The sequence below is a fragment of the Orbaceae bacterium lpD01 genome, from assembly GCA_036251705.1.
GTDB classification, from domain to species: domain Bacteria; phylum Pseudomonadota; class Gammaproteobacteria; order Enterobacterales; family Orbaceae; genus Utexia; species Utexia brackfieldae.
In genome coordinates this window covers 1,459,691-1,472,235 of the sequence record CP133959.1, presented here as the reverse complement: position 1 = coordinate 1,472,235, position 12,545 = coordinate 1,459,691, and the positions used below count along the sequence as shown (strand labels likewise).

Annotated in this window: 7 protein-coding genes; 2 read left to right on the top strand and 5 right to left on the bottom strand. The window is 46.9% G+C overall.

The window, feature by feature from the left end; translation table 11 throughout:
• Nucleotides 1-124: 124 nt before the first annotated feature.
• Both RHO15_06615 and malX read right to left on the bottom strand, forming a co-directional pair.
• A complete protein-coding gene (locus RHO15_06615; protein WVD63151.1) occupies nucleotides 125-1,342 on the bottom strand; it encodes a MalY/PatB family protein in 1,218 nt (405 codons plus the stop codon).
• 159 nt (nucleotides 1,343-1,501) lie between these two features.
• Complete coding sequence (gene malX, locus RHO15_06610; GenBank protein ID WVD63150.1) at nucleotides 1,502-3,127, bottom strand: maltose/glucose-specific PTS transporter subunit IIBC; 1,626 nt, start codon at nucleotides 3,125-3,127, stop codon at nucleotides 1,502-1,504.
• Nucleotides 3,128-3,904: 777 nt separating this feature from the next.
• Between malX and RHO15_06605 the strand changes: the two genes are divergently transcribed.
• Both RHO15_06605 and RHO15_06600 read left to right on the top strand, forming a co-directional pair.
• Nucleotides 3,905-5,038: an MFS transporter gene (locus RHO15_06605; protein WVD63149.1), complete on the top strand. Its 1,134-nt coding sequence runs from the start codon at nucleotides 3,905-3,907 to the stop codon at nucleotides 5,036-5,038.
• 405 nt (nucleotides 5,039-5,443) lie between these two features.
• Nucleotides 5,444-6,244, top strand: coding sequence for an HAD family hydrolase (locus RHO15_06600; GenBank protein ID WVD63148.1), 801 nt, complete (start codon nucleotides 5,444-5,446; stop codon nucleotides 6,242-6,244).
• 16 nt (nucleotides 6,245-6,260) lie between these two features.
• On the opposite strand, the gene RHO15_06595 is transcribed toward RHO15_06600, so the two are convergent.
• From RHO15_06595 to RHO15_06585, 3 genes are all read right to left on the bottom strand, one after another.
• On the bottom strand, nucleotides 6,261-7,025 hold the full coding sequence (locus RHO15_06595) for a DeoR/GlpR family DNA-binding transcription regulator (GenBank protein WVD63147.1): 765 nt from the start codon (nucleotides 7,023-7,025) through the stop codon (nucleotides 6,261-6,263).
• A 389-nt stretch (nucleotides 7,026-7,414) separates the two neighbouring features.
• Nucleotides 7,415-7,819 (bottom strand): hypothetical protein, encoded by a 405-nt coding sequence (locus RHO15_06590; GenBank protein WVD63146.1) that lies wholly within the window; start codon nucleotides 7,817-7,819, stop codon nucleotides 7,415-7,417.
• An 18-nt stretch (nucleotides 7,820-7,837) separates the two neighbouring features.
• Nucleotides 7,838-12,535 (bottom strand): RHS repeat-associated core domain-containing protein, encoded by a 4,698-nt coding sequence (locus RHO15_06585; protein WVD63145.1) that lies wholly within the window; start codon nucleotides 12,533-12,535, stop codon nucleotides 7,838-7,840.
• Nucleotides 12,536-12,545: the final 10 nt, after the last annotated feature.

Below are 12,545 nucleotides of genomic sequence, written 5' to 3'. Positions count from 1 at the left end.
CGCCGGCGATCACTATCTGGTAACAAGATGATCGCTGACGGGATAGAGATGCTGAGCAAAGCGTCGAATCTCCGCTGACTAAGTCAATCTCTACCAATGATTAAAATAGGGTTGATTGACTACGTTACTTATCTGTCGTCTTATTTACAGTCCCAGTGGTACAGGTATCCTGTTTTAGCTTGCTAATGGCTTGAATCAAGGCGGTCACACCCGCTTCTACCTTGACGCGCGGACAGCCGACGTTAAGACGAATAAAACCGCGCCCCTCTTCACCATAGGTGTATCCTGGCATAATGGCCACTTTTTCCTGTTCAATCAACACTTTTTGCAGTAACTGATCTTCAATAGCCAGTGGGCGTAAATCAATCCAGGCTAAATAGGTCGCCTGTGGCACGGCCCAGTTTAACTCAGGAAATGCCTGATTAAGACGCTGCGCCACGTAGGCGAGATTGGCCTGCAGATAAGGCCTTAAGCTATCGAGCCAAACATGGCCCTCGCGATAGGCGGCAATATGGGCAATAATCGCCAGAATCGCCGGTGAAGATAAACCATCACGATTCTTAAGATGAAACAGGTACTGATCACGGCTGGCTTTATCACTGATAAACCCATACGCACCGGTTAAAGCTGGAATATTAAAACTTTTCGATGCCGAGGTTAACAGCGCCCACTCATTTTTAGCCACTGCGCCCCAAGGGATGTGCTGCTGATCATCCCAGAGCATATCCATATGGATCTCATCACTGATCACCTTCACATCATGACGCTGACAGAGATCAGCAATATGTTCGAGCTCTTGTCGGGTCCAGACTTTACCGGTCGGGTTTTGCGGACTACACAGCAGTAAAATCTTATTCTGTGGCTGTGATAATAGCGCTTCCAGCACCGACATATCACACTGCCAGTCGTTACCTTGCTTCGTCAGCGGACAGGTCACCAGCTTACGCTCATTACCTTCGACCACTTTATAAAACGCATCGTAACACGGCGTATGGGTGACGATACCGTCATGCGGATTAGACCAGATCTGAATCAGCTGCCCCACCATATAGATAACGGACGGTCCGTACACCACCTGCGCCGTGTCGCAGTGATAATGAAAGCGAGTTTGCATCCAGTGACGAATCGCCCCTAAAAAATCCTCATGCTGCCAGCGACTATAACCTAACACCCCATGCTGTAAGCGCGCTTGTAGGGCGGTTAAAATACACGGAGCGGTAGCAAAATCCATATCCGAGATGGTAAAAGGTAATAAATCCGCTGATCCAAAACGGTCAGCGACATAATCCCATTGGGTGCACCAGGTACCGTGACGGTCGACCGGCGTATCAAAGTCAAACATGGTTCAACCCCTTTCTTGATTAACTGTTGATTAAGCTTAAATGGAGCTTTGATCAATACTGATTAAATAATTATGCCATTTAACACAGACTAAATTAACACAAAGGGCCCCTTTTGAATAAATCAGAAGAGACCCGTTGATAATCCGAATTATCGTGAATTAAGCGCGATTTGACATTAACGCCTCAAGATCATCCTTCACTGACTGAACCTGCGTACCGATCACCACTTGTAAATCATGATCGTTAACATGCACAACGCCCAATGCGCGATGGGCTTTTAAAGCTGCATCATTGACCAGACTCATATCTTTCACCGATAGTCGCAGGCGCGTAATACAGTTATCCAGTGTCTCGATATTTGCAGCCCCCCCTAAGGCGGCTAAAATCGCTGCGCCATTATAACCCGATTTACCGACCACTGCTGTAGCTGTTTTCTCGGTTGCGGTCGCTGAGGTTGTCGGTTCAGCTGTCGGTTCGACCGTTACCGTATCGCTTTCACGGCCCGGTGTTTTAATATCAAAACGCATGATCGCAAAACGGAAAATCACGTAATAGATCACAAACCAGATAGCCGCAACTACAGGAACCAGATACCATTTGGTTGCCGTACCATGTAACACCCCAAACACCACCAGATCAATGATATTACCATCGGTATTACCGATAGTGACACCCAGCAGCGCCATCACGGCAAAGCCAAGGCCAGTTAATAGCGCATGAATTACATACAGCAGTGGTGCGACAAACAGGAACAGGAACTCTAACGGCTCAGTGGTGCCACCGACGACACAAGCCACAATGCCCGAAATAAATAGCCCTTTCACTTTGTGACGATTTTCAATTTTAGCGCACTGATACATGGCTAACGCCGCTCCAGGTAACCCCCCTAAGAAAGCGGGCATTTTACCCTGTGACAAAAAGCGCGTGGCACTTTCAGAGAAGTGATGAACCTCAGGACAAGCCAGCTGAGACTGGAAAATAATTAGCGCACCACTGACACTTTTACCACACACTTCCATGGTGCCGCCCGCTTCAGTAAAGCGAATAATCGCCACCAAAATATGTTGTAAACCAAACGGCAGCAATAAGCGTTCGCCAGTACCAAAAATCATCGGTCCAAAATCACCGGCGCCATTAATCAATTGGCCTAGCGCTCTGATTGCCGTAGCAAAATAGGGCCAAAGTAGTGGCACAATTAACCCAACCAGACCCAGTACCACGGCTGTGATAATCGGCACAAAACGCGCGCCACCAAAAAATGCCAGTGCATCGGGTAAACGGATGGTATGAAAACGTTCATGCAGGTAATAGACAATCAGACCGACGGCAACTGCGCCAAGAATACCGGTATCAATAGACTCAATGCCTAAAATCATTTTGATATTATGGCCAGCTAAAATGGTGGGATCGACGGTTGGCAAGATGCCTTTGGCGGTTAAAAAGAAATTGACCGCTAAATTCATGATGGTATAACCGACAAAACCGGCAAAAGCGGCAACGCCTTTATTTTCGCGCGCCATACCCAGCGGAATCGCGATAGCGAACATCACCGGCAGGAAGTCAAAGCCAAATGAGCCGACTTTACTCATCCAGGTAAAAATCAGGTGGAAGACCGGTTTATCTAAAAATGGAATTAATGTGGTAACATTATTACTGCTTAATGAGCTACCAATACCGAGCATAATCCCACTAAATGAGAGTAGCGCCACCGGCAGCATAAAAGTTTTACCTAAGCTTTGAAAAAATCCCCAAAGGGCTGTTTTTTGTTTCTTATTCGCCGACATACACTCTCCTGGCGTCAAGGTTATTAATTAAATCGGGCGATATGATAGCCTGATTATGGGATCATAAAGCAATTTATATCTCATAAATGGGAATTAAGTCACATTATTTAGCACAATTTTGGTGCAAAAGTATAAAAAATGAGTTAATTTTTTTACTTTTCTGAAAAAGTGGTGCGGGATTTATTTACGCTTATGCCAAAAAAACGTCAATTTTCTCTTTTTTAGTACGCTCAATAAACCCGTATATTGTCAATGTTTGTTGATTTTTTTTAAGCTGATAAACCATCATCTGATGACCTAAAATCACCTTTCGCTTATCTGTCAGCCAAAACTTACATCGTCATGTTGATACTGATGCCGATATTTCACGGTTTTAGGTCACAGATATCTCACAACGGTTAATCACGATTGCCCGGCGTTTGAGTAAGGTTAATCGATAACAGCTTAGCGATACGATTGTTTATAACGTCTCGCTAGTATTGAGATTTGCGATTGGGTAACTATCGTCCTGGCCGATATTGCACAATCCGGCAAGATAGATCATAATCGCGCTAACGATATGAACAGTGAAATCGATATCAGGCACAGTTGCCCGGATAAGTATTGGAAATGAATCTTCTCTGATCACTGTCTCTGAATCAGCTATCTTGAATAGGATAGCTGAATAATCTACCTTACTGATATATGTTAATAATATACGTTCATAATATGTCCAAATAAGATAACCGCATAACGGTTCTCCGAATAACAAATAGATTTAATCATGGAGTTTGATCGATGAATGAAAAAATGGCCACCAGAGTGATCTTTTTTATCGCTGGCGTTGTCACCGCTACCTGGGCGGTATTAGTGCCGTTTGCCAAAATGAATACTGGTGTGAATGATGCGGTGCTGGGCACGCTGCTATTATGCCTAGGCGGCGGTGCCTTGATTGCTATGCCACTGACCGGGTTACTCACTTCGCGTTTTGGTTGCCAAAAAGTGATTGGCGTAGCGGTAGCGATTATCCTATTGGCGATGCCGGGCCTATCATGGCTAAGTAGTCCGTTACTATTAGGTGTCAGTTTGCTGATTTTTGGTATCGGCATTGGAATTACCGATTGCGCAATAAACGTGCAAGCGATTTTGATTGAAAAATCCTCAGCAAAGCCGTTGATGTCAGGTTTTCATGGTCTGTTTAGTGTGGGTGGCATTGCTGGGGCGGCCAGCATGACTGGACTGATGAGTCTTGGCCTGAGTGTGGTTATTGCAACCCTCATCGTAACCTTCATGGTGCTCATTCTATTACTCCTGAGTTATCGTGCACTCCTACCCTATGCTAATCCTGCCGAAGGGCCTATTTTTGCCTGGCCCAAAGGCACGGTCTTAATTCTCGGCTTAATCTGTTTTATTATTTTTATGGCCGAAGGGACGGTGATGGACTGGAGTGCGCTCTATCTGGTAGAAAGTCGCCATATTCCGGAAACCTTAGGTGGATTAGGCTTTGCTGCTTTTGCTATTGCGATGACGGTCGGTCGTCTGACCGGTGACCTGATTGTGGGGAGATTGAGTGCGCTGAAAGTCGTGTTAAGCGGAGCGTTACTCGCGGTTATCGGTTTTATGCTGGTGATTTACGCAGATCCACTGATTTTGCTGCTGCTGGGTTATTTACTCATTGGCTTGGGATCGGCTAATATTGTCCCGGTGATGTTCTCACAAATCGGTAAACAGACCAGTATGCCACAGATGGTGGCGGTACCAGCAGTCACGACTTTAGGCTATATCGGTATATTAGCGGGTCCGGCGATGATTGGTTATCTTGCTCAGCAAAGCTCGATTGCGCACGGTTTTATGTTTGTCACGGCGCTGGTCATTGTGGCCGCCCTGCTTGCCTTGCGTATTCGCCCTTTGCTCAGTACCCCTGCAGAATAATGCTCATCTTCATGCACCCGACTCATTGATTAACACGCTGGCCTTGTTGGCGGGCGTGTTGTTCTAGCGAATAACTCATCGTCCGGATGGATCACATTAGTTTCGCCAAGCTACCAACAGCCAGCCGAATGATTTTAACGCCTCTCCCCTTCATAACACGCCTATCGGCTGCTATGTTCTTGATACCTGCATTTGTTCAACAGACGCGAGCATACGTTTTCAACTTCAACCGATAAAGAGTAATGAAGCACAAAGCAACATAATATTGCATAATCGAGCAATCACTGCTACAGTATTTCAGTGACTCATGACTGTGAGAGTATCGCGATTACGTGGCCGTTAAGCCAGTGCAGTAACCGGTATTAACAGCCTCATTCCCTAACCAACAATGATGAGATGAAGCTAATGATTAAGTTAATTATCACCGATTTAGATGGCACCTTTCTGAATAATCAGGGCGACTATGATCGGGCAAGATTTGCCCAAGTTAAAGCGCTGATGGCTAAAAAAGGTGTCCAGTTTGCCGCTTGTACCGGTAAACAGTGTGAACGAGTTGAAGAGCTGTTGGGTGAGATGGCGCACGATGTCTGGATTATTGGTGACAGTGCTACCCGGATCAAACGTAATGGTAAAGTGATTGAGCAGTCATTAATTGACAATGCGCTGGCGCTTCGTATCATCAAGACCCTTGAGCAGGCTAATGCCAATCACGTGATTATCGCCTGTACTGAACAAAGTGCTGTGATCCGCCGGGATACAGCGGTGCATCTCAAAGAGAAGATTCGTCAGTCCTATACCCACCTCTCACAAGTAGATAGTTTCGCTGAGCTGCATGATGATCTGCTGAAAATCACCGTCTATGATGAAGCCGGCACCTGTCCGCAAACCCGTCCCTGCCTGACTATCTATGAGCAAGAGGCTTATATTGTGGTGTCGGAAGCGGCCTGGATTGATATTACCGCCTTTGGCGTGCATAAAGGCAGTACCGTAGCTAAGTTACAAACCCAGCTCCATGTCAGCCGTACTGAAACCATGGCCTTTGGTGATGGCTATAATGATCTGGAGCTACTGGCTGCAGCTGACTATAGCTTTGCGATGCGCAATGCCTTTGCCGAAACGCAGGCCGCCGCGCAGTTTATTACCGGCAGTAACGAGGAGCAGGCAGTACTCTCGACCATCGAGCGGATACTGGCCTTACAAGCCTAATCACGGCCAGTCAGGTTTATTCGGCCACCACAATCGGCAGATTAACCTGACTGAACGCGCTGATATCGGTCTGTTGACTCACCACCGCAATATCGATCTCATCACAGCTAGCCACCCGATAGCGGGCTACCTGCGGCAGCTTATCGGCCGTCACCGCCGCAATCACCTGATTACTCTGACTGAGCACCTCACGCTTAAAGCAGGCATCCTCATAATAGACCGCAGTCAGACCCGCCTGCGGATCGAGCCCGCACACACCAATAAAGGTTTGATCAAACACCATGCCGGTGAGCTGTTTGGCGGTATCCGCCCCCAGCGTACTACCGGTCAGCGGATTGACTTTACCGCCCAGCAGGATCAGCTCGATTTGAGGGCGACTGGCCAGCGCAGCAGCAATCTGCGGTGAGTTGGTGACAATGGTCAAGGCGAGCGTTAGCGGCATCAGCTCGACCATCGCCAGATAGGTGGAGCCGGCATCGATAAACACACAGCTATCGGCCTTAAGCAGCTGGGCACAGCTTTTCGCCACCTGCGCCTTTTCAGCCACATGTTGTGAGGCGCGCACCTCAAAACTGGCCGACTGTTTCATCTGACTCACCGCCCCGCCATACACTTTTTTACACAGCCCCTGGCTGGCCAGGACCTGCAAATCACGACGAATGGTATGTTCCGACACACCAAGCTTACGCGCCAGGTCGGCACACATCACCCGGCCAGTCTCAGCCAGCAGCTGGCCAATCCGCGCCTGACGCTGCTCAGGGAAAACAGCATAATCGGTCATTTGGAATCCTTAGATAACGCATCATATAGCATAATGTAGCATAGAAATGGCATGAGTGGGATGGGGTTTATATTCGTTAGGTAGATTAGATGAGAGATCTAGTTAATATCGTTGTATTGCTTAATTGATCGTTTCTTGATGATTCGGTTTTAGCCTATATCTCACTCAAATCTAGTCATATCCTCATCGAGACGACGGATAGGGGTTATCCAGAATTTGATTGTAGAAAACAATACTTAACTCAGCATTAGATTTACAGTTAAATCATATTGGTGTTATTGCAAAATTTACATCCATATTAGGATACATTTAGCGATATCCCTGACTGACCTTAACAATCCTTTTATTATCATGGTGAAATTGTATTGAGAAATCTTTTTCATCTGGTTCTATTTAATAGCCATGATCTCAAATATAGGGTCTTCCTGTGTTGTTATCATATAATCAGGATAATCATTATCTTTTATTGGCACTATAAATAAAGGAATTATCAGATCATATTTATTGACGGGTTTACTTATGAAATCTAATAGATCCTTTTTATTGGTCTCAACTGCATTACCTGTAAAAAAAACCTTTTTCCCCTTATATCTTGGCTCATTATTCATAACTAAATAAATATCATCAATTAGAAAATCACATAATTCATTAAATTCAACAGCCTGCTTCAATTTGTATATTTTTTTTATTTCAAAAAAATGCATAAATATATTTTCTGATTGTTTTTTGGTAAATATCTTTAATTTCTTTAAACTTGAGAAGTCGTGATCCATATACTCAACAGAGTCAATCATAAGTTATAGGTCCTTCTATCAATTAGGTATATCATAAAATATATGTCCGTCAGCGCCTTTGTTGTACCATTTTATATGATTCAAATCCAAAATATTACCTTCATTCTGTGTATGCTGTTCATAACCTTTACTATATTTATTCTCTCCAGATGCTCGGCTATAAGTATTTTGCTTATATCTGTTCATGTTTCCTTGTGCTTCTTTTAACAAAGCCTTAGCATCTGAACTTGATTGAACCCTCACCTGAAACTTACGCCCATCTCCTGTATCATTTAAGACTTCTTGCATTTCTTTAATTGCAAGCTTCCATTCCTTCGTTCCGGGCTTAACAATTCCCATCTGTGATGCAGAGAATGGATTATCTTTTCCTATTTTTCCTTTAAAAAACGACAGCCCACAACTTAACCCCAGCGGATCCATCCATCCTAACGGATTCGGCGCATACTGATAAAGGTTCAGTCCTCCAGCCAGCCCTATCGGATCAGGCTGAGTAAATCGCCCACAGTTCGGGTCGTAGTACCTGAAGGTATTATAATGCAGTCCAGTCTCATTGTCATGATACTGCCCGGCAAACCTCAACTGCTGTGGGTAAACTTCCTGGTCGCGCTGTTGACTACTTTTTAGACTACCCATCAAAGTATAATCAGCCTGCCAGATAATGTCACCCTCACTATTGGTCATTTCGGTTGGCAGACTATTAAGCAGCGTATGGTAGTACTCAATAGTTTCGCTCTGTACTTCGGTTTGCGGATGGGTATCAATAATCACGCGAGCCAGCGGCTCATAGCTCGGCTCATTATATAGGTAATGTACCCGGCGGTCGGGGCTCAGGCTGCGCTGCTCGCCGCTGAGCCTGAGTCCTTGCCAGTCAAAGTTGACCGTTTCTGTCCACTCGCGGTTTGCATACTTATCGTAATGGTGAGTGGTTTTGCTTATTCGTCTGCCTAACGCATCGTAATTGTAGTTGGTGTGGGAGCGATGTTTTAAGCCGTCAACATGAGCCGCTGTCATCCGGTCTTCGCTATCATAGCTAAAGGTCTGCTTGAGGTAGGTGACGGGTTGAGTTCGCTCAATCAGTCTGCCAAAGCTATCATAACGGTAATAATAACCATGATATTGGGCCAGCCGGTTGGCCTTGCAAAGTTCACCCGTCTCATTGAGCAGATTAGCTGCCGGGTCATAAACAAAGCGCTGCTCATCGTAATGTGATGAGTAGCGGGTAATCTGCTGAGATGAGTCATACGCATAGCGTTCGCCATAACGTGCGCTACCATCGAGTATTTGCTCCGGATAGGGACCAACGCCGTTCACCTGACGGGTCAGGTTATTGGCCTTGTCATAGTCAAACCGTTTATCTAACAGCGGCTGGGCGTGGTTGCTTAACCGACTGATACGGCTCTGTTTGCAAGTCAGCCGGCCGCGATTATCAAACTGGAGTAACTGCGTTAAGGCGCCTTGGGTGCGGCTCACCTCGCGGTGCAATCGGTCGCGTTCATACTCCGCGATGGTGTGGCGTTTATTCTCAGGCGTGGTCAGATTGAGCTGACTTAGATGGCCCGAACCATAGTAGAGGTGATTGAGCGCGTAACCATCAGGCAATAAGGTCTTTAATAGATTGCCCAGTGCGTCATACTGATAGCGATATTCACCACCGTGATTCTGTTCCGCAATAAGCTGACCAGAAGCATCGGTTTCAAAGCTGAGCGTAGTCAGCTTGGCTTTCTCTAGCGGTTGCCCGGCGTTTTTAGCCTCAGCCCAGTCGGCTAAGGTACTGCGCTGAATTAAAGTGTTACGTTTGTTATAAACGTAATCAGTCACCGAATCGTGGCTGCGTTTTTGGCTAAGCCGGCCTAACGCATCACGCTGGTAGACGGTAAACCGTGGCGCCTGTGGGTCACCGGTGTTATCCGGGTAATGCGTCTGCAATACCGGTAAACCGAGGGCATTATACTGATACTGTTTCGTTTGTCCGGATAGGTCGGTCTCAAAGCTGAGCTGGTGCCGACAGGTGTAGCCAAAACGGTAGGCTTCGCCTTTCTCATTATAGAGTGTGGTTAAGCGGCCAAAGCCATCATAAGTATACCTTAACCGTTTGTTGTCCGGTGCGCGTCGTTCGCTCAGCTGACCGCGGCTGTTATAATCATACTCGGTTATCGTATTATCGATATCCCTGACCGAGCTTAGCAGCCCATTATCATGATAGTAAAATTGCCTCGAAGTTTCGTCCGACTGTCTGATTTCCGTCAGTCTGAAGGCGTTTGAGAAGGTGTAACGCAGCGAATCGCCGATAGCATTTTGACTGACTAACGGTTGTCCCCACTCATCGTAAAACACAGTATCACGATAACCAGAGCAGTCAATCTGGCTGGTTAACAGACCTTGCTCATTATAGCCATAGCGAAAACGGTTACCCAGCGCATCGATCGTCTCGAGCCGATCACCGAGCGCATTATAGCGATAGGTGGTCTTCTGACCCTCCGGATCTATCTCCGTAATCAGGTTGCCGGTTTCACTGTACTCGTACTGCCAGTGGGCACCATCCGGTAATACCCGAATACGGGGCACAAAAAAGTGCTTATCCCAAGTGGTGCTGAACTGCTCGCCCAACGGGTTACAGGCTACTTCCAGATTACCGTAATCATCGTAGCTGAAGTGGTATTCACCGCCCAGTGGATCGGTTAATGCACTGAGCTGAGAAGTCGCATTCCATTTTAGCTGGTATTGATAGCCCTCCACGTCGGTATAATCGGTAATTTGTCCCTGCTCATCCCAATGGCGATATGAGGTACCTAAACCGACCTGATGCAGAGTTAACCGGCGTCCGGCTATATCGTAGTCAAATTCACTCTGTTCCAGCTTCTCGCCGGTTTCGTCACTTAACCAGTGTGTTGAGACGGTCCACATCGGATGACCAAAAGCATCTTCGCCGGTTTGCGCCTGCCAGCGGTAATGGGATGACAAGCCGGCCGCATACTGATGGAAATTCATCAGACCATTTTGCGCATCATAAGCAAACCGTCGCATTACGCAGTGATCGCCATCCGTGACGGAGACAAGCTGATGGTGATCATTATACGCATAGCTGACCAAAATGCGCTCTTTCGCCCGATCATCCGCACTCTGCTGATAGACTACCTGTAGCCGGCCGGAACCATCCGCTAAGTAACTCAGGCGTACACAAATTGTCTGCATATCATCATGAATATGGCTTAACTGGCCATCCGCGTTATAGATATAACTTAAGCTGTTGTTATGACGGTCTAAGGTTTTGCTTAGACGCAGATGATTGGGCTTACAAGGATCGGCTTCAAACAGCCAATATTCACCTTCAATCGTTTCAATCAGAAAGATATTGTGGACACTGCGGTAAAGGCGTAAGCCTTCATCCGGATAAAACAGGGTGTCACCTAGCTCGACATGGCCGAGACCGATATCTCGGCCGGTAAGATCGGTATAGATCACGTTATTCTCATTAGATTTGCTGGCGCTTTTCTCAATCCGCAACCCAACTTCAAACGGCAGCGTCCAGCCCTGACCGAGTAGCCCTGCTGTCCGGTTCATACTGCTGTAAACCCGCTGCCAGATTAGCGGCACCCGGCCATCCAACATAAAATCACGCTCTTCATCACCGCTGAGCAGTTTTGACCCGGTCGGGTAATGCACCGGGTGACCGCTTGAGAAAATATCTGAGATCGCTTCACCAATCGTTGCACCTGCCACGCTGCCTAGTGCCGTGCCCACACTCTCACTGATGAATAGACAGCCAATACATTTTAGCCCGTTACGAATCCCAGCCCGGAGAATACCGACAAATAACCCACCCAATATTTCGCCCCCTATCGAGGCAAATGGATTTTTACCGCTCTTAATATCCCGTACCACTACGCTTTTACCACCAATAATCACCTGCTTATCGGTTTGAGTGTGGGCAATAGTGGCTTCACAAGTGCTACGGTCATCGTTGCGGCAGGCGGGTTGGCTGTTGATCAACACCGATTTTGAACCTTCGGCCAGATAAAGGCCTTCGTCAGCAAAAAAGTGCCATTTTTGACAGACAATTTTATCATACGCCATTGGCCTGGCATCTAAATGGGCGGATGCGACTGGGGGCGCCAGAATCCCTTCCATTACCCTTCGCCCAAAGCTCTTCTTTTCTCCTTTATCCTGTGGTGTTTCAGGGGAGACTGGCTCTGTCTGATTTTCATTCGAGAACAGGTTAGCGATCTTTTTTCCCGCTGATGCGGCAAGGCCTACCGGTGAAATCGCATAGGCTTTAGACAGTATTCCTTCAGCAATGGACATGGCTTTATTCTTTTCTGACGGCTTGCCGTCTGTAATATACTGCGCGTTTTCTGCCGCCAAAATATCGGCTGGGATTTTACCCGCCGCTCTCGCCGCAGGGCGATTTTTGGTTTTAACGTTAAGGGAACCCGTGTCAATGATCGCGTCCTGAGATTTGCCAAATACGCTGCTGACTAGATCGCTGGCAAAATCACTGATGGCATCCACCGCATCACCAAAGATATAGCCAAACCCGAGTGATGCGGCGGTACCAATCAGAAAGGCTGCGGTACCGCCGGTACCCACAATTAGTGCTGCCGCGGCGATCCCCACCGCCGCATAAATGGCACCTTTGACTATTCCCCCCACTAAATCAGCCCAAAATGATGTATGCTCTAACGGGTCGCCCATTTTAGCGGCCAGACAATTGCCCATACTCTCTTCC